Origin of the sequence: Actinomadura napierensis (assembly GCF_039529375.1) — a bacterium.
Classification (GTDB): Bacteria; Actinomycetota; Actinomycetes; order Streptosporangiales; family Streptosporangiaceae; genus Spirillospora; species Spirillospora napierensis.
Window position 1 is genome coordinate 53,045 of sequence record NZ_BAAAMR010000056.1, and the last position, 16,717, is coordinate 69,761.

Annotated in this window: 18 protein-coding genes; 10 read left to right on the top strand and 8 right to left on the bottom strand. The window is 72.5% G+C overall.

Going from position 1 to position 16,717, the window contains the following annotated elements; translation table 11 throughout:
* Positions 1-8: 8 nt before the first annotated feature.
* From ABD296_RS27990 to ABD296_RS28010, 5 genes are read left to right on the top strand one after another with little or no spacing between them, the layout of a single operon-like run.
* Positions 9-965 (top strand): carbohydrate ABC transporter permease, encoded by a 957-nt coding sequence (locus tag ABD296_RS27990; RefSeq protein WP_344273398.1) that lies wholly within the window; start codon positions 9-11, stop codon positions 963-965.
* Positions 965-1,795, top strand: a complete 831-nt coding sequence (locus tag ABD296_RS27995; protein ID WP_344273401.1) for a carbohydrate ABC transporter permease — start codon at positions 965-967, stop codon at positions 1,793-1,795. The genes ABD296_RS27990 and ABD296_RS27995 overlap by 1 nt, the downstream gene beginning before the upstream one ends.
* Before the next feature lie 20 nt (positions 1,796-1,815).
* A complete protein-coding gene (locus ABD296_RS28000) occupies positions 1,816-3,105 on the top strand; it encodes an ABC transporter ATP-binding protein (protein WP_344273404.1) in 1,290 nt (429 codons plus the stop codon).
* 22 nt (positions 3,106-3,127) lie between these two features.
* Complete coding sequence (locus tag ABD296_RS28005) at positions 3,128-3,814, top strand: class I SAM-dependent methyltransferase (protein WP_344273406.1); 687 nt, start codon at positions 3,128-3,130, stop codon at positions 3,812-3,814.
* Positions 3,815-3,841: 27 nt separating this feature from the next.
* Positions 3,842-4,600, top strand: coding sequence for a YqjF family protein (locus ABD296_RS28010; protein ID WP_344273409.1), 759 nt, complete (start codon positions 3,842-3,844; stop codon positions 4,598-4,600).
* A gap of 149 nt (positions 4,601-4,749) precedes the next feature.
* Here the strand turns inward: ABD296_RS28010 and ABD296_RS28015 are convergent, their stop codons facing one another.
* Positions 4,750-5,475: a hypothetical protein gene (locus ABD296_RS28015; RefSeq protein WP_344273412.1), complete on the bottom strand. Its 726-nt coding sequence runs from the start codon at positions 5,473-5,475 to the stop codon at positions 4,750-4,752.
* Between the two features lie 162 nt (positions 5,476-5,637).
* Positions 5,638-6,459, bottom strand: coding sequence for a DUF4352 domain-containing protein (locus ABD296_RS28020; RefSeq protein WP_344273415.1), 822 nt, complete (start codon positions 6,457-6,459; stop codon positions 5,638-5,640).
* 111 nt (positions 6,460-6,570) lie between these two features.
* Between ABD296_RS28020 and ABD296_RS28025 the strand changes: the two genes are divergently transcribed.
* On the top strand, positions 6,571-7,419 hold the full coding sequence (locus ABD296_RS28025) for a polysaccharide deacetylase family protein (protein ID WP_344273418.1): 849 nt from the start codon (positions 6,571-6,573) through the stop codon (positions 7,417-7,419).
* Here ABD296_RS28025 and ABD296_RS28030 read toward each other — a convergent pair.
* Complete coding sequence (locus ABD296_RS28030) at positions 7,406-8,869, bottom strand: aminotransferase class I/II-fold pyridoxal phosphate-dependent enzyme (protein WP_344273421.1); 1,464 nt, start codon at positions 8,867-8,869, stop codon at positions 7,406-7,408. The two genes, ABD296_RS28025 and ABD296_RS28030, sit on opposite strands and share 14 nt — an antisense overlap.
* A gap of 73 nt (positions 8,870-8,942) precedes the next feature.
* Here ABD296_RS28030 and ABD296_RS28035 point away from each other — a divergent pair, with 73 nt between their 5' ends.
* From ABD296_RS28035 to ABD296_RS28045, 3 genes are all read left to right on the top strand, one after another.
* Positions 8,943-9,299 (top strand): DUF3140 domain-containing protein, encoded by a 357-nt coding sequence (locus ABD296_RS28035; protein WP_344273424.1) that lies wholly within the window; start codon positions 8,943-8,945, stop codon positions 9,297-9,299.
* 12 nt (positions 9,300-9,311) lie between these two features.
* Entirely contained in the window at positions 9,312-9,503 is a 192-nt protein-coding gene (locus ABD296_RS28040) for a hypothetical protein (protein ID WP_344273427.1), read from the top strand.
* Positions 9,504-9,592: 89 nt separating this feature from the next.
* Positions 9,593-10,369 carry an MgtC/SapB family protein gene (locus ABD296_RS28045; RefSeq protein ID WP_344273431.1) on the top strand — a complete coding sequence of 259 codons (777 nt, stop codon included), beginning with the start codon at positions 9,593-9,595 and terminating at the stop codon, positions 10,367-10,369.
* Between the two features lie 24 nt (positions 10,370-10,393).
* Here the strand turns inward: ABD296_RS28045 and ABD296_RS28050 are convergent, their stop codons facing one another.
* Positions 10,394-10,579: a hypothetical protein gene (locus tag ABD296_RS28050; protein WP_344273434.1), complete on the bottom strand. Its 186-nt coding sequence runs from the start codon at positions 10,577-10,579 to the stop codon at positions 10,394-10,396.
* A gap of 49 nt (positions 10,580-10,628) precedes the next feature.
* On the opposite strand from ABD296_RS28050, the gene ABD296_RS28055 reads away from it, so the two are divergent.
* Entirely contained in the window at positions 10,629-13,337 is a 2,709-nt protein-coding gene (locus ABD296_RS28055; RefSeq protein ID WP_344273436.1) for an ATP-binding protein, read from the top strand.
* Here ABD296_RS28055 and ABD296_RS28060 read toward each other — a convergent pair.
* The 4 genes from ABD296_RS28060 to ABD296_RS28075 all read right to left on the bottom strand — a co-directional run bounded on the left by ABD296_RS28060 (position 13,330) and on the right by ABD296_RS28075 (position 16,547).
* Positions 13,330-14,538, bottom strand: coding sequence for an erythromycin esterase family protein (locus ABD296_RS28060; RefSeq protein WP_344273438.1), 1,209 nt, complete (start codon positions 14,536-14,538; stop codon positions 13,330-13,332). The two genes, ABD296_RS28055 and ABD296_RS28060, sit on opposite strands and share 8 nt — an antisense overlap.
* Positions 14,539-14,630: 92 nt before the next feature.
* A complete protein-coding gene (locus ABD296_RS28065) occupies positions 14,631-15,089 on the bottom strand; it encodes a carboxymuconolactone decarboxylase family protein (RefSeq protein ID WP_344273441.1) in 459 nt (152 codons plus the stop codon).
* Between the two features lie 80 nt (positions 15,090-15,169).
* Positions 15,170-15,652: an RrF2 family transcriptional regulator gene (locus tag ABD296_RS28070; RefSeq protein WP_344273444.1), complete on the bottom strand. Its 483-nt coding sequence runs from the start codon at positions 15,650-15,652 to the stop codon at positions 15,170-15,172.
* Positions 15,653-15,662: 10 nt separating this feature from the next.
* Entirely contained in the window at positions 15,663-16,547 is an 885-nt protein-coding gene (locus ABD296_RS28075) for an arylamine N-acetyltransferase family protein (RefSeq protein ID WP_344273447.1), read from the bottom strand.
* Between the last annotated feature and the right edge of the window lie 170 nt (positions 16,548-16,717).

The following is a 16,717-nucleotide window of genomic DNA, read 5'->3' on the forward strand; positions in this document are numbered from 1 at the left end:
GACCGACGATGACCGCAGTGCACACCGCCCCGGCGGCCGGCGGCAGGTCCGCGGCCCGGCGGGCGGAGATCTCCGACCGCGGCCGCGCCGAACGCCGGCTCGGCCTGATGCTGTCCGCCCCGGCCGTGATCGTCATGCTGGTGGTGACCGCGTACCCGCTGGTCAACGCGGTGTACCTGTCGCTGTTCAGCTACCGGATCACCGCTCCGGAGGACCGCCGCTTCGTCGGCCTCGCCAACTACGGGACGGCGCTGTCCGACCCGCTGTTCTGGCAGGACGTCCTCACCACGTTCGTCATCACGTTCGTCACCGTCGCCGTGGAGCTGGTCATCGGGTTCGCGCTCGCGATGGTGATGCACCGGGCGATCTTCGCGCGGCGCACCGTCCGCACCGCGATCCTGCTGCCCTACGGGATCGTCACGGTGATCTCGGCGTTCGCCTGGAAGTACGCCTTCGACCTGCAGTCGGGGTTCGTCAACTCCTGGTTCGGGCTCGGCGACCACGCCTGGTTCTCCGGCCGCTGGTCCTCGCTGTTCGTGATCATCCTCTCGGAGATCTGGAAGACGACCCCGTTCGTGTCGCTGCTGCTGCTCGCCGGCCTGGCCCAGGTGCCGGGCGACCTCGGCGAGGCGGCGACCGTGGACGGCGCGACGGCGTGGCAGCGGCTGCGCCGCGTGACGATCCCCAACATGAAGGCCGCGATCCTGGTCGCGGTGCTGTTCCGCACGCTGGACGCGTGGCGGATCTTCGACAACGTCTTCGTCATGACGTCCGGCCAGCAGAAGACCGAGACGCTGTCGTTCCTCACCTACCGGCAGACGATCACCCGGACCGCGATCGGGCTCGGCGACGCCGTCGGGGTGCTGCTGTTCCTGTCGGTGGTGCTCATCGCGGTCGTGTTCATCAAGGGGTTCCGCGTCGATCTGGCGCAGGCGCGCGGCGAGCGCGGGGGAGGCGGCAAGTGATGGTGACCGCCCGTTCGAAATGGCTGTGGGCGCTGGCGTCCCTGCTGATCCTCGTCTGGACGGTGTTCCCGATCCTGTGGATCGTGATGCTGTCGTTCAAGCGGCCCGGCGAGATCGGCAACCAGAAGGGCTTCCTGCCGCACCACTGGACCTGGGAGAACTACCGGACGGTCTTCAAGACCGACCTGTTCACCTCCGCGCTGATCAACTCGATCGGCATCTCGGTGATCGCCACCGTCGTCGGCGTCGTGTTCGCGACGCTCGTCGCGTACGCGATCGCCCGGCTGGAGTTCCCCGGCAAGAAGGCGATCCTGTCGTTCGCGCTGGCCATCGCCATGTTCCCGGTCGTGTCGCTGGTCGGGCCGCTGTTCGACCTGTGGCGCGACGTCGGCCTGTACGACACCTGGCCGGGCCTGATCATCCCGTACATCTCGTTCGCGCTGCCGCTGGCGATCTGGACGCTGTCGGCGTTCTTCCGCGAGATCCCGTGGGAGATGGAGCAGGCGGCGCAGGTGGACGGCGCGACGACCTGGCAGGCGTTCCGCAAGGTGATCGTCCCGCTGGCGGCGCCCGGCGTGTTCACCGCCGCGATCCTCACCTTCTTCTTCTGCTGGAACGACTTCGTGTTCGGGATCTCGCTGACCTCGTCGGACCGCGCCCGGGTCGTCCCGGCCGCGCTGGCGTTCTTCACCGGCGCGTCGGAGTTCCAGCAGCCGACGACGGCCATCTGCGCGGCGGCGGTCGTGGTGACCGTCCCGATCGTCGTCATCGTCCTGGCGTTCCAGCGCCGCATCGTGGCCGGGCTGACGTCCGGCGCAGTCAAGGGCTGAGAGCCCGAGGGGGTTGAAGCATGGCCGCCATCACCATGAAGAACATCGTCAAGCGGTACGGCGACGGGTTCCCGGCCGTGAACGAGGTGTCCCTGGACGTACGGGACGGCGAGTTCATGATCCTGGTCGGGCCGTCCGGCTGCGGCAAGTCCACCCTGCTGCGGATGATCGTCGGGCTCGAGGACATCACCGCGGGGGAGATGCGGATCGGCGAGGAGGTCGTCAACAAGATCGCGCCGCGGCAGCGGAACCTGTCGATGGTGTTCCAGAACTACGCGCTCTACCCGCACCTCACGGTGTACGAGAACATCGCGTTCCCGCTCCGCCTGGCGAAGGTGTCCGGCGACGAGATCGACCGGCGCGTCCGGGACACGGCCGAGCTGCTGGAGCTGACCGAGCACCTGCAGCGCAAGCCCGCCAACCTGTCCGGCGGGCAGCGGCAGCGCGTCGCGATGGGCCGCGCGATCATCCGGCAGGCGAACGCGTTCCTGTTCGACGAGCCGCTGTCGAACCTCGACGCCAAGCTGCGCGGCCAGATGCGCACCGAGATCTCCCGGCTCCAGCGCCGGCTCGGCGTCACGACCGTGTACGTCACCCACGACCAGACGGAGGCGATGACCCTCGGCGACCGCGTCGCGGTGCTGCGCAAGGGCGTCCTGCAGCAGGTCGGCAGCCCGCGCGAGCTGTACGAGGAGCCCGTCAACCTGTTCGTCGCCGGGTTCATCGGCTCGCCGTCGATGAACTTCCTGCCCGCGTCGGTCGACGGCACGTCCCTCGACACCCCGCTCGGCCGCTTCGAGATCGGCGACGCCCGCAAGGCCGCCGCGATCGGCGACCGGGAGGTCGTGCTCGTCGGGATCCGTCCCGAGCACTTCGAGGACGCGGCGCTGGTCGGCCCGGACAAGAGGGCGCACGGCAGCGTGGTGCGCGCGCGCGTCGACGTGACCGAATGGCTCGGCAACGAGCTGTACGCCTACGTCCCCTACGAGGCGCCGGCCGACCTCGCCGCGCAGCTGCGCGACCTGTCCCGCGAGCTGGACAGCGACCAGCTGCGCACCCAGGCCGTCGTGGCGCTGGACGCGGCGAGCCGGATCACGGCGGGCGACGGCGCGGAGCTGTGGATCGACACCGCGAAGATCCACCTCTTCGACCCGGCGAGCGGCGAGAACCTCACCCGCGACGAGGAGCGGGTCGCCGAGCTCTCCCGCGTCGCCGAGCACGCCCGCGAGGCGCAGCGCCGCGCGCAGCGTCCGGGCGCGGGCGCGGGCGCGGCGGCCGACCCGGCGGGCGGTGAGCCGGTCACGAGCTGATCCTGCCTGGGACGATCGGAGCATGTACGAGCGCTTCGCCCACGAGTACGCCGCGCACGCCGAGGTGAGCCCCTACAACGCCCTCTACGACCGCCCGGCCGTGCTGGGCCTCGCCGGGGACGTGCGCGGCAGGACCGTGTTCGACGCCGCGTGCGGCCCCGGCCTGTACGCCGCCGAACTGCAGGAACGCGGCGCCCGCGTGATCGGCTGCGACGCGAGCCCGACGCTGGTCGCGCTGGCCCGCGAGCGCACCGGCGGGCGCGCGGACCTGCGCGTCCACGACCTGTCCGAGCCGCTCGCCTGGGTGCCGGACGGGTCGGCCGACCTGGTCGTGCTCGCGCTCGCGATCCATTACCTGGACGACCGCGTCGCCCTGCTGGAGGAACTGCGCCGGATCCTCGCGCCGGGCGGCGCGCTGGTGCTGTCGACCGAGCATCCGATGGCGAAATGGGTGCGGCTCGGCGGCTCGTATTTCACCGCCGAGCCCGTCGAGGAATCGCTCAGTGAGAAGCGCGACTGGCCGGTGCGTTCCTGGCGCATGCCGCTGACGGCCATCTGCGCCGAATTCCGCCAGGCCGGCTTCCTCATCGACGAGCTGCTCGAACCGCTTCCCGTCCCGGAGATGGAGGCCCTGTACCCCGACGACCACGAATGGCTGAACCAGGTGCCCGCCTTCGTGGCCTTCCGCCTGGTCCCGCGTCCCGCCTGACCGGTTCCCGCCGCCTATGCTGGCGCGGTGCCGCCGCTTTCCACGCCCGTCGAACCGGTCACGCCCGATCCGCCGGGCTCGATCGACCGCCCGCTGCTCACCCAGTCCTGGCTGGACGTGGCGATGGTGCACTGGGCCGCCGACCCCGCTGACGTGGCGGGACTCCTTCCGGCGGGCGCCCGCCCGGACACGCTTGACGGTGCCACCTACGTCGGCCTGATCGCGTTCCGCATGCACGGCGTCGGCTGGCTCGGGCTGCCGGGCGTGCCGTATCTCGGGAATTTCGCGGAGACGAACGTCCGCCTGTATTCGGTGGACGGCCACGGACGGCGCGGCGTCGTCTTCCGCTCCATGGACGCCTCCCGCCTCATTCCCGTCCTCCTGGGACGAGCCGGTTTCGGACTTCCCTACCTGTGGTCGCGCATGTCGGTCCGCCGCACCGGCGACGTCTTCTCCTACACCGGTTCAAGGCGCTGGCCCGGCCCCCGCGGCGCCCATTACCGGATGGTGGTGCGCACGGGGGAGCGAATAGACGAGCCGACTCCCCTCGAGCATTTCCTGACGGCCCGCTGGGGCCTGCACAACACCTTCCTGGGGCGCTCGCTGTATCTGCGGAACGCCCACCCGCGCTGGCCCCTGCACCGCGCCGAACTACTTGAATGCCAGGAGAACCTGGTAGCCGCCGCCGGCCTGCCCGCCCCGCAAGGCGCCCCGGCGAGCGTCCTCTTCTCCCCCGGCGTCCAAGCCCACTTCACCCTCCCCACCGGCCCCGTGACAGCCACCTGACCGCCAGGGACCGCGCGGAGAGCCGCGACGTCAGCGCGTCAGACCTGCCGCCACTGGCTCGCGGCGCGCATGTCGAGTGCATGCAGTTCCTTGCGCACGACAGCAATCTGCCGTCGCAGGATCCCGATCGAAGCGGTCCCCGCCTTCGGTCAGTTGCCGGAGTCCGCGGCGACGACCGCACCGAGCAGTTGCTCGACCACCGAACTGGTCGCCGCATACGTGAAGCCGGTGATGTCGATCGCTTCGCCGGAAGCCCCACCGGTGCCGGAGTACCTTCCGCCGCTGAAGCCCAATTGCAGGGTAATGCTTCCAGTCCGGACGACCGTGTAAGTGCCGGACGGTTCGAAATAGGGGCCGTCGGGGCTACGGCTTTCCCGGCTGAGGACACGTCCTCTGTCGGGCGCCGCGATCCCCTCGTCCCCGACACCGGAGAGGCCGGTGACGGCACCCGTGACCTCGAAGTTCGTGATCCCCGCGCGATCACCGGTCGAACCCGTGTCGTGATCGGCGACGTCGGCCTTGACCGAGCCGAAGGTCCGACCGGCTTGTTCAACGGAACCGGCGACGTTCTCGTACAGGAACAAGACCTGGACTGTGTGATGTGCCTGAGAACTCCACGTGCAGACACTGCCGCCGTTCTTGGTGGAGTCATTGAGCCGGTCCCGCCCCAGGTCGGCGAGAGGGATGTCGCTCTTCACCTTCGGCAGGGCGGCAGCGATCGCGTAGCAACCTCGCGCGGCCTGCCGGGGCCGGGTGACCCGGGTAACGGGCGTGGGCTCGTGGTGGTCGCCGTGGCCGCTGAGGACGACGAACCCCGCTACGAGCAGCGCGAAGGCCGCCACGCCCGCGACCGCCCAGAACGTGAATTTATTCATTCGGCCAGAAGGAGGAAGATCGGAATCGCTTCGGTCGGCGTCTGGCAAATCGACTGCCCCGTCCCAGTGGCATCCCGGAGTTCGCCCAAGGCAATTTACTGAGGCCGACCGTTCGCTGTCCAAGGTTTGTCGGTGTTGGTGCGACGTTGTCATGTTCGGACGTCAGGTGGCCGCGAGGTCGATGCGGACTCCTCGGCTCTTGCCCGTGGCGTGCAGTTCCAGGGTGCGGGGAGTGAAGGTGGCCGGGACGTCGAAGAGGAGGTAGCCGGTGAAGGTCCTGCCCGGGGGTAGGGAGCGAAATGGCGACTTTGTGAATTTCTTGCGGGACGGGGCGAGGAGGAGCGTGCCGGGGTAGGTGTCGCCGTTGTCGTGGAGGTGTTGGGAGGCGGCGGTTAGGTGGAGGGGGGTGGAGCCGGTGTTGGCGGTGGTCAGGTGGAAGCGGCAGAGGGTGCCGTGGGTGGTGATGCCCTTGAGTTTCAGGCCGCAGCGGGGCGCGGATGCGGTGAAGGTCAGGTCGCCGTCCTGGATCGGGGTGCCCAAGGTGCCTGGGACGGGGGCGGTGGCGTGGCGGTGGGCGGCGTAGCCGGCGGCGGCGAGGCACGCGATCAGGAGGATGACGAGCGCGGTGAGGATCCGGCGCGGGCCGGTGGTGCGGCCGCCGGCGAGCCGGATGTCGCGGATCGCGAGCCAGCCGATCTGCAGGGTGGCCGCGAGGTCGGCGACGGCGATGAGCGGCAGCAGCCAGCCGGCGGCGCCGCGCCGGTAGCTGTTGAGGATGAGTAGGACGGCGAACGCCGCGAGCGCCTGGACGCCGAGGACGGCGCCGAACGCCTGGAACACCCGGCGGACGGCCCGCACCGGTGCCGCCTGCCCGGGCGGTCGGGGGTCGGCGGACGGCCAGGCGACGGGGCCGGGCGGGTCCGGACGGGTCGGGGCGGTGGCGAAGCCGGGCGGGTCCGGGCGGGTGGACTGCGTGTCGGACACCGGCACCACCGTACGGGCCCGCCGAATCCATGATCGTCTTTGGCCTGAAGCGGTCAGGCGACGCGGGGCCCAACGCAATGGACTCATGGGGTGCGATGTAAGTTCTGCGACATGGGGGACTATTGGGGGCGGTCTGTCCGTGTCGTCGCGGGGGCCGGGGTTCTCGCACTGCTGCTCGCGGGCTGCCAGAAATCGGCCGCGGAGAAGCCGGCCAAGGAGAAGCCGCAGGTCGCCGCGCCCGCCGTCGGCCAGCAGCAGGCGCCGGACGCGTCGGCGGTCTGGCGGAAATGGGGGCTGGAGCCGATGGCGCCCGCTCCGGCACCGCCCGTCGACAAACCGCTGAAGCTCTCGAAGAAGGGCCCGGCGAAGGTCTTCCAGAACGTCCCGACCAAGGACAAGGTCGTGTTCGTGACGCTCGACGACGGGCAGGAGAAGGACCCGAAGTTCGTCGAGATGATGAACGACCTGAAAGTGCCCGTCACGATGTTCCTCACCAAGGACGACGTCCAGGACGACTACGGGTACTTCAAGCCGCTGCAGGCGCTCGGCAACCGGATCCAGGACCATACGATCACCCATCCGGTGCTGCCGGGCCTCGGCCTGGAAGGGCAGCGGCAGGAGATCTGCGGTGACCGCGACGCCCTGGTCCAGCAGTACGGAACGGTGCCGACGCTGCTCAGGCCGCCGTTCGGGCGATGGAACTCGCTGACGCAGGAGGCGGCGCGCGAGTGCGGGATCAGCGGCATCGTGATGTGGGTGGCCTCGATGCAGATCCACGATTTCCAGTACGACGACCCGAACAAGGAACTGCATCCGGGCGACATCCTGCTCGCCCATTTCCGGGGGCGGGAGCAGCTCAAGGGCGAGACGATGACGCAGATGTTCGCGCACCTGCTCAAGCAGATCGAGAAGCGCGGGTTCAGCGTCGGGCGGCTCGAGGACTACATCAGCGTTCAATGAACACGCGGACGCTCTTCACCGAGGAGTCGGCGGCGTCGGGAATGACCATTCCGGCGTCGACGCCCGTCCGCAGGTAGTCCATGACCGGGGCGTTGATCCGCTCGCCGGGCAGGACGGCCGGGATGCCGGGCGGGTACGGCGTGATCATCTCGGCGGAGACGCGGCCGACGGCCTCGTCGGCGGAGACCTGCTCGGCGGGACCGAAGAACGCGTCGCGAGGCAGCACGACCTGCTCCAGCCGCAGGTCGGACGGCGACGGTACGTGCACCTCGGGGACGCCCCGCAGCGAGTCGACGTTCTCGCGCAGGTCGCGGAAGGCGGCGAGGAGCTGCCCGACGGTGTCCTTGTCGTCGGCGAAGGTCAGCTGGGCGCTGATCCGGCGGTGGTCGGCCAGGTGCATGTTCACCCGGTGGTGCTCGCGCAGCCAGTCGGCGGCGCGGTAGCCGCTGGTGCCGAGGTCCGCGAGGTCGATGACGATCGGCAGCGGGTCGAGGTCCTGCGCGCGTCCCGGGCCGGTGAACTCGTCGCGGCCCTGCACGTCGAAGCCCATGTCCGCCAGCTCGGACCGGGCCCGCTCGGCGAGGTCCAGCGCGTTGCCGAGCAGTTCGTGGCCGTGCTCGACCATCTGGCGGCGCCATCCGTCCAGGCCCGCGTACAGCAGGACGGACGGGCTGGTCGTGCCGAGCAGGTCCTCGCGCGCCTTGAGCACGTTCGGGTCGACCAGCGAGCCCTGGAGGTGGAACACCGAGCCCTGTTCCAGGCCGGCGCCCATCTTGTGGACGCTGGTCACGCACACGTCGGCGCCGGAGTCCATCGCCCAGGTCGGCAGGTCGGGATGGAACGGCAGGTGCGCACCCCACGCCTCGTCCACGATCAGCGGTTTGCCCCGCTTGTGGCATTCCTCCGCGATCGCCGAGAGATGCGCGCACGTCCCGTACGGGGTGGGGCTGGTGACGAGGGCGCCGCGCGCGTCGGGATGCTCGTCCAGCCGGGCGGCGAAGGCCCCGGCGGACGGCGGGTGGGCCAGGTGGCGGTCGGCGTCCCACTGCGGCTCCACCCAGATCGGGCGGATGCCGGCCAGGATCAGCCCGGACACCACGGACTTGTGCGCGTCCCGCCCGACCAGCAGCTTCTCGTGCGGTCCGGCGACCGAGAGCATCGCGCTCTTGACCGAGAGCGAGCTTCCGCAGGTGGAGAAGAACGTCTCGTCGGCGTGCACCGCGTCCGCCATCAGCTCCTGCGCCCGCTCCAGCACCCCGTGGCTCGACATCCGGTCGTCCAGCCCGGAGATCGCGAGCAGGTCCGACCGGTACACCGCGTCGCCGAGCACCTCGCGGGCCCGCGGGTCGGCGCCGCGGCCCTGCTTGTGGCCCGGCGGGGTGAACGGGACCTGGCCCTCCCGGTGGTAGGCGGCCAGGGCTTCCAGGACGGGGGCGTGGGAGTGGTCCATGGCCTGCGTGTTCCCCGCCGCGGTCCGCTCTAACGGACGAATGGCTCGCCCGGCACCGGGTAGGGCGAGCGACATGAACGATCGCATACCGGCCGAGGCGGAGCTGGCCTGGGAGGACTTCCACCGGCTCGTCAACATGACGTCCGACGAGCTGCGCACCTGGCTGCTCACGGACGCCTCGGGCGAGGAGGCGTTCCCGGCGGATCCGGAAACCGGCGTCTCCGAGCTCGGCGTCCGCGTGGTGGACCTGCTGCGCAAGCGCAAGGTCGACCTCACCGACGGCGACGCCGACGTGATGCGGCAGGTCGTGGACTACGTCGAGGAGCATCTGGACGCCCCGCCGCCGGACGGCGCGAGCAACGAGCGCTGGCGGCACGAGCTGATGACGGTGGGCCACGACCCGCTGCGACCCGAGCCGTCCAGCGCATAGGAGGGGAGGATCATGCCGAACCCGCAGCAGCCCGAGATGAGGCGGTCCGGGCGGACCGCCGTGACCGAGGAGCCGGCGCCGGAGGCCACCGACCCGAAGTCGACGCGGGCCAAGGGCCACGCGCACGGCACCGACAAGGGGAACAGGGGCGGCGGCAAGGGCGGCGGGACACCGCCGGACCAGCGGCCCGAGCACCCCGAATAGACGGACAGGCCGAGGCCGCCCCGGACGTGACCGTCCGGGGCGGCCTCGGCGCGCGGCTTCCGGTGCGGGCGGGAGGGTAGGGACCGAAGGTGTTGGAGCTTTCCCCAGGCCAGGGGCTCGTGCAGATCGGCGAGCTGCTGCTCGCCCTGGTGCTGTCGGCCTGCATCGGCCTGGAGCGGGGGCTGCGCAACAAGAGCGCGGGCCTGCGCACGCACACCCTCGTCGGCGTCGGTGCGGCGCTGTTCATGCTGGTCAGCAAGTACGGGTTCCAGCACGCGCCGGGGCACGTGTCGTTCGACCCGTCCCGGGTGGCGGCGCAGATCGTCTCCGGCATCGGCTTCATCGGCGGCGGGCTGATCTTCGTCCGGCGGGACGCGGTGCGCGGGCTGACGACCGCGGCGGTGGTGTGGGTCACGGCGGCGGTCGGGATGGCGGCGGGCGGCGGGCTGTGGCTGCTGGCGGTCGCGGTGACCGGCGCGCATTTCGCGGTGGTGTACGGGTTGAGCGCGCTGACGCGGCGGCTGCCGCTGGAGCGGTTCCGGCCCGCCGGCCTGGCCCGGCTGCGGCTCGTCTACCGGGACGGTCGCGGCGCGCTGCGGCGGGTGCTGGTGGAGTGCACGCAGCGCGGGTTCGCCGTCCTGGAGGTGAACGTCGAGCGCGAGCGCCTGCCGGACGACTCCGACCGCGGCCGCGACGAGCGCCACGACCGCGGCGAGGGGTCCGGGCGGCGCGGCGAAGGGAACGCGGTGGTGACGCTCGTGCTGGAGGGACCGGGCTCGGTCCCCGATCTCACCGCGATCCTGAGCGAACTGCCCGACGTCGTCGGCGTCACCGTGGGGTCGGACCACGGTGACGACAGTGAGTAATGGGTGACGACACCGAGTGATCGACTAGGGGGCCTGGGTCTGCGGGCGGTAGCCCTCGTCCTCGCCGCCGGGCGCCTCCGCCTCGGCGTTCGGGGGGTCGGTCTGGCTGGGGGCGTGCTCGTCGGCGAAGTCGTCGTCGGTCTCCTGCGGTGCCCCCGCCTCGGCGCGGCGGTCGGCGAGCGGCTTGTCCTCGTCCCGTTTCTCGGTCATGTGCTTCCCCTACTCCGGGGCGCCGCGAATAAACGCCTAGGGTGAAGGCATGTTGTACGGGCGGGACGAGGAACTGGCCGCGATCGACCGGCTTCTCGGCCAGGTCCGCGGGGGGCACGGCAGGACGCTGGTACTGCGCGGTGAAGCCGGCATAGGCAAGACCGCGCTGCTCGACCACGCCGTTGCGGAAGCGTCCGGCATGCGGGTGCTGCGCGGTACGGGCGTCGAGTACGAGAGCGGAATGCCGTACGCCGGTCTCCACATGCTCGTGGGCGGGCATCTGGACCGCGTCGACGCGCTACCCGAGGCGCAGGCCGGTGCATTGCGCGCCGCGTTCAACATGGGCGCCCGCCAGGACACCGACGGCGGAGACCGGTTCCTCGTGGGTCTCGCCGTCCTGACCCTCCTGGCGGACCTCGCCGAAGAGAAGCCGCTGCTGTGCGCGGTGGACGACGCGCAATGGCTGGACGGACCGTCCGTCGAAGCGCTGCTGTTCGCCGCGCGCCGCCTGGAGGCCGAACCCATCGGCATGCTGTTCGCGGCCCGCGACATGGACGCCCCGGAGTTCCCCGCGCCGGGCCTGCCCGAGCTGCGGGTGCGCGGGCTCGGCAAGGCCGCGGCCACCGAACTGCTCGCCCGGCACGCCGCCGAGCTGCCCCGGCATGTCCACCACGAGGTCCTCGCCGCGGCGATGGGGAACCCGCTCGCGCTCCTCGAACTGCCCGGCCTCCGGACGCAGGCGCACGACGCGTCCTCGGCCTACGAGCGGATCCAGCGGTCGTTCGCCGAGAAGATCGCCGCGCTGCCGGAGCCGTCGCGGACGCTGCTCCTTCTGGTCGCGGCGGACGATCTCGGCGGGACCGGCGTCGTCGTGGACGCGGCGGGCCGGCTCGGCGCGTCCGTCGGCGACCTGGAGCCCGCCGAGCGCCGCGGCCTGCTGCGCTCCACCGCGGACGGCCGGCTGGAGGTGCGGCACCCGCTGGTCCGCACCGCCGCGTACGGCGAGGCGCCGTTGGGCCTGCGCCTCGCCGCGCACCGCGCGCTCGCCGACGCCTACCGGGAGCGCGGTGACGGCTGCCACCACGCCTGGCACCTGGCGCGGTCGGAGGGCGGCCCGGACGAGGTCGTCGCCGCCGTCCTGGAGTCGACCGCCGACGCCGAGCGCGACACCGGCGGCGACGCGTCCGCCGCCGCGATGTACGAGACCGCCGCCGGGCTCAGCCCCGACCCGGCCGCGCGGGGCCGCCGGCTGGCGTCCGCCGCCCGCGCCTACGCGTTCGCCGGGCTCGCCGACAAGGCCGTCGAGCTGGCCGCCCGCGCCGAACCCGACCTGCCGGACCCGGTCGCCCGCGCCGGCCTGACGCTGATCCGCGCGTCCCTCGCCGACGAGCAGGACCGGACGAAGGAGGCGTACCGGATGTTCGCCGAGACCGCCGCGTCCGTCGCCGAGCTCGACCCCCGCACGTCCGGCTACCTGTTCTTCCAGGCCGCGGGCGCCGCCGCCAACGCCGGCGACTTCGCCTCCGTGGCGGTCATCGCCGCGCGCGGCGCCGAGCTGGACCTGCCGAACGCCTCCCATCTGCGCGCCCTGACCCGGGTGTTCGCCGGGCAGAACCCGCTCGCCGCGTCCGGTGACGTGACCGCGGGAGTCGCCGCGCTGCGCGAGCTGATGGCCGGCATGAACGCCTGCTACAGCCCGCACGACCGGATCCGCATCGGGATGTGGCACATCCTGCTCGGCGACCTGGAGGGCGCCGCCGAGACCGCCGCCGAGCTGGAGCGCCGGTACCGCGCGCAGGGCGCGATCGGGCTGCTGGCGCACGTGCTGATGATCCGCTCGCGGGCGCTGCTGATGCTCGGCCACCACCGGGACGCGCGCACCGCCGCCGCCGAGGGCATGCGGATCGCGGCCGACACCGGGCAGCACCGCATCCGCGTCTACCTCGCCACCGTCCTCGCGCTGCTCGCCGCCGTCGAGGGCGACGAGGAGCGCTGCGCCGAGCTGACCGAGGAGGCGCTGGCCCGCGGCGTCCCGCCGAGCAGCGTCCACGCGGCGGCGGCGCGCAGCCTGCTCGACCTCGGCCTCGGCCGCCACGAGGCCGCGCTGTCCCGGCTGTCGGACGTGGTCGCCGGGCCGTCCCGGCAGGGCGCGATCGCGAGCCTGCCCGACCTGGTCGAGGCCGCCGTCCGCGCGGGCCGTCCGGAGCTCGGCCGGGAGGCCGCCGACTGGTACGCGGGCTGGGCGCGGCAGATCGGGCGGCCGTGGGCGGAGGCGATCGCGCTGCGCTGCACCGCCCTCCTCGCCGCGGACGACGCGGCGGACGCGGCGTTCGCGCAGGCCGTCGAGCTGCACCGGGAGGGCGGCACCCCGTTCGAGCGGGCCCGCACCGAGCTGCTCTACGGGGAGTGGCTGCGCAGGTCGAGGCGGCGCAACGACGCCCGCGCCCAGCTCCACTCGGCGCTGGAGGCGTTCGAGCGGCTCGGCGCGGCGCCGTGGGCGGAGCGCGTCCGCACCGAGCTGCGCGCCGCGGGCGAGAGCCTGGCCGGCGGCGCGGACGCGGGCCGCGACGACCTCGCCGCCCTGCTCACCCCGCAGGAACTCCAGGTCGTCCGGCTCGCCGCCGCCGGCCTCAGCAACCGGGAGATCGGCGCGCAGCTGTTCCTCAGCCCCCGCACCGTCGGCTACCACCTCTACAAGGCGTATCCGAAGCTCGGCGTGGCCGCGCGGGGCGAGCTGGCCCGGCTCGACCTCACCTGAGCATGCGGGCCGGCGTGACCTCCTGCGAGTGGAGCACGACGTCGAGCAGGGCGCCGGGGGACGAGCCGGGCATCCGGTGGTCGGCGTCGTCCTCGGGCCGGTAGCCGGGGCCGATCACCCGGACGGGCGCCGGGGCCGCCAGCCAGTCCGCGACCTCCGCCGGATGCGGCCCGCGCAGGTCGAGCAGGTAGTGCGGCGGCCCGGCCTGCCCGAGGACGGCGTCGCCGAACGCGGCGGGCGGCGGCGGGACCCGGACGCCGCCGTGCACCGCGCCGTGATCGAACGTCAGGCCCACCGCGAGGTAGCCGTCGCCGAGCTGCTTGCGGAGGTGGCCGCCGGTGTTCGTGCGCGCGGACGGCCCGCTGGTCACGCCCTCGCCGCTCGCGGCGTGCGCGAGGCCGCCCCAGTAGACGACCTTGGACCGCGCCCGGTCGTGCCACCAGAGCAGGTTCGCGGCCATCCGCCGCTCGCTGAACGGGATGATCTCCTCGGGCGGGAGGGCGTGGAACCGGTGGAAGTCCAGGATCGCCTGCGCCGCGTGGAGCGCCTCGCCGTCGCCGTCCGGCTCGCCGTCCAGCTCGCGGACCAGCGCGTGCGCCTGCCGGGCGCGGTCGATGGACGGCTGTTTGCCGGGCTCGCGCCGGAACCGTCCGACGTGCTCGTCGATGTCGCCGGCCGGCCGCAGCGGCGCGTACAGCCGCTCGATCTCGGCGAGCCGCCCGGGCGCCGCCCGCCGGACGTGATCGATGACCATGTCGTAGGCGGCCGCCCGGACCGTGGTGAAGTTCAGGCCGAACACCCCGACCGGATCGTCCGGATGGCGCTCGTTGAACGCCCGGATCCAGACCAGCGCGTCCAGGACCTCCTCGGTCCGCCAGGGCAGCCACGCGTCGGACAGCAGGGCGCGCGGGTCGCCCGCGCCCGTCCGGACGTACGCGTCGAGGCGCAGGCCGTTCGTCCAGTCCTCCTCCAGCGCGAGCGTCCTGAACCCGAGTTCCTCGACCAGGAACCGCAGGACGCGGTGCTGCAGCACGAACATCTCGTGAGCACCCCGCGTCGCGGCCCCCAGGCCCACCACCCGCGCGCCGCCCGCCGCGTCCCGCAGCGGCTCCAGGTCGCCGAGCGGCCCGTCCGCCGAAGCGGCGGCGACCGGCCGCGCGGCCCCCGCGATCCAGCTCGTGACCGCGTCATCCCTGTTCATGGGGGTCTCCTCTCGTCGCCATCGACGCTAGGAGACCGGCCACCGGCCGGGCATCCGTCACCCGACCGGTCCCCGGCCGCCTCCTGACCGTGTCAGGCGCGGAGCGAGCCCGCGATCTGGCGGGTCGTGACGTTGATGCGGTTCCAGGAGTTGATCGCGCCGATGGCGATGACGAGGTACGCCAGGGCCTGCTCGTCGTAGTGGTCGGCGGCGTCGTCCCAGACGTCGTCGGGGACGCCCGCCGGGTTGTCGGCGATGCGGGTGGCGGCCTCGGTGAGGGCGAGCGCGGCGCGCTCCTCGTCGGTGAAGTACGGGGCCTCGCGCCAGGTGGCGACCGACCAGAGGCGCTCGTCGGTCTCGCCGGCCTTCTTGGCGTCGAAGGCGTGCATGTCGGCGCAGAAGCCGCAGCCGTTGATCTGGCTGGCGCGCAGCTTGACCAGTTCCAGCGTGGTCTGCGGGACGCCGCTGCGGTGCAGCACCGCCTCCAGGTTCAGCAGCGCCTTGTAGGCGTCGGCGGCGACGGAGCCGATGTTCTCGATGCGTGCCTTCATGGGTGTTTCCCTTTCCAGGATGGGGGATATCCAGTTTTTGGGCCGGCCGGCACCCGGACCGGGGGTCCGGGGCCGGATGATCAGTTGCGCGCGTACCAGGCGCGGATGCTCTCACCGACCCGCGGCGCGCTGCGCTCGGCCGCCGCGCGCACGTCGGCGAGCGTCTGGGCGGCCAATTCCCGGCGCCAGGCCAGTTCCGCCTTGCGCATGGCGGTGCTGACGGCGCACGGGCGCCGCAGCGCGGACTCGGGCGTGTCGGCGCCCGCGCCCCGGCGGCGGATCTCGGTGCACTGGAAGGCGTCCTCCGGGCCCTCGATCGCCGCCACGACCTCCATCATCGTGATCTTCTCCAGCGGGCGGGCGAGCCGGAAGCCGCCGCGCGCGCCGGGCGTCGAGGTCGCGAGGCCCGCCTTGACCAGGGCCTGGAGCTGCTTGTTCAGGTAGGGCGGGGGAAGTTCGAAGCCGGCCGCGAGCCGTGCCGTCGGCACGGGCCGGTCCTCGCCCATCCAGTCGAGCAGCAGCAGGCAGTGCGCCGCCCACTCGACCCCCTCGCTGATCCGCATAACCTGGACATTACACGTCTAGATTAGATCCGTCCAGCGCCTTCACCAGCCGCGCCGGGTCGTCGCCGTCCAGGACGATCCCGAACACCTCGGCCAGCGTGCCGGGCACCTGCTCGGGGGCCAGCGCCCGCTCGCTCGACTCGCCGGACGGGCGCCTGGTGGTCAGCGTCGTCCCGTCCAGCACGTGCAGCGCCTCGGGGGAGAACCGCTGGACGTAGGGACGGGCCGTGAACGGCGAGCGCGGGCTGGTGGAGACGTAGTGGTTCAGCACATCGAAGTCGACGCGGAACGCCTCGTCCAGGGCGAAGGTGTGCCGCTGGATCCAGCCGTCGGGGCTGCGCTGGTGCATCTCCCACAGGTGGGTGCTCGGGCTCCACGCGGTGGTGACGCGCCCGGGCCGCAGCCGGAACCCCCAGCCGTCCTGGTCGGCCTCCCGGTCGCCGGGGATCTCCAGCGGCTCCAGCGGCCCGGCGCCGAACCCGACGTCGCACAGCAGCGCGGGCTCCTCCACGGGCTGCCCGGGCGTGCGGACGTGCAGCAGCGCGTGCGTGCCCGGGAGCAGCTTCGCCGCGCCCATGGACACCCGGCCGGTCAGCGCGACGACCTCGAAGCCGATCTTCTCCAGCACCGCCGCGAACAGCCGGTTGTGCTCGAAGCAGTACCCGCCGCGCGGCCGGTCGACGAGCTTGCCCTGCACGGTCGCCAGGTCCAGCGTGATCGGCCGGCCCAGGATGATCTCCAGGTTCTCGAACGGGATGGCGGTGACGTGCGCCCGGTGCAGCGCGCGCAGGGTCGCGGCGTCCGGCCGCGGATCGCCGTCGTAGCCGATCCGCTTCAGGTAGGCGGGCAGGTCGAGCAGCCCGCTCTGCCAGCCGAACCCGAGGTCCTCGCTCATGGTGCTCCCTCCGTACGCCCGGCCCGCCGGCCGTGCTCGAATTCGCTCTCGAACAGGGCAACGCCGATCGCCGCCGTGATCCTCCCGGCGGCGCGGTCCACGTCGCCGCGCTCGGCGGCCGGCAGCGGCGCCCCGGCCGCCGCGCGGAGCGCGGACGCCTCGCCGAGCAG

Coding starts and splice junctions, on each gene's coding strand:
- ABD296_RS28070 (WP_344273444.1), bottom strand. CDS start 15,652: ATGCGGATCAGCGAGGGGGTCGAGTGGGCGGCGCACTGCCTGCTGCTG.
- ABD296_RS28055 (WP_344273436.1), top strand. CDS start 10,629: ATGTTGTACGGGCGGGACGAGGAACTGGCCGCGATCGACCGGCTTCTC.
- ABD296_RS28040 (WP_344273427.1), top strand. CDS start 9,312: ATGCCGAACCCGCAGCAGCCCGAGATGAGGCGGTCCGGGCGGACCGCC.
- ABD296_RS28015 (WP_344273412.1), bottom strand. CDS start 5,475: ATGAATAAATTCACGTTCTGGGCGGTCGCGGGCGTGGCGGCCTTCGCG.
- ABD296_RS28065 (WP_344273441.1), bottom strand. CDS start 15,089: ATGAAGGCACGCATCGAGAACATCGGCTCCGTCGCCGCCGACGCCTAC.
- ABD296_RS28025 (WP_344273418.1), top strand. CDS start 6,571: ATGGGGGACTATTGGGGGCGGTCTGTCCGTGTCGTCGCGGGGGCCGGG.
- ABD296_RS28005 (WP_344273406.1), top strand. CDS start 3,128: ATGTACGAGCGCTTCGCCCACGAGTACGCCGCGCACGCCGAGGTGAGC.
- ABD296_RS28060 (WP_344273438.1), bottom strand. CDS start 14,538: ATGAACAGGGATGACGCGGTCACGAGCTGGATCGCGGGGGCCGCGCGG.
- ABD296_RS28035 (WP_344273424.1), top strand. CDS start 8,943: ATGAACGATCGCATACCGGCCGAGGCGGAGCTGGCCTGGGAGGACTTC.
- ABD296_RS28075 (WP_344273447.1), bottom strand. CDS start 16,547: ATGAGCGAGGACCTCGGGTTCGGCTGGCAGAGCGGGCTGCTCGACCTG.
- ABD296_RS28030 (WP_344273421.1), bottom strand. CDS start 8,869: ATGGACCACTCCCACGCCCCCGTCCTGGAAGCCCTGGCCGCCTACCAC.
- ABD296_RS28000 (WP_344273404.1), top strand. CDS start 1,816: ATGGCCGCCATCACCATGAAGAACATCGTCAAGCGGTACGGCGACGGG.
- ABD296_RS28050 (WP_344273434.1), bottom strand. CDS start 10,579: ATGACCGAGAAACGGGACGAGGACAAGCCGCTCGCCGACCGCCGCGCC.
- ABD296_RS27995 (WP_344273401.1), top strand. CDS start 965: ATGGTGACCGCCCGTTCGAAATGGCTGTGGGCGCTGGCGTCCCTGCTG.
- ABD296_RS27990 (WP_344273398.1), top strand. CDS start 9: ATGACCGCAGTGCACACCGCCCCGGCGGCCGGCGGCAGGTCCGCGGCC.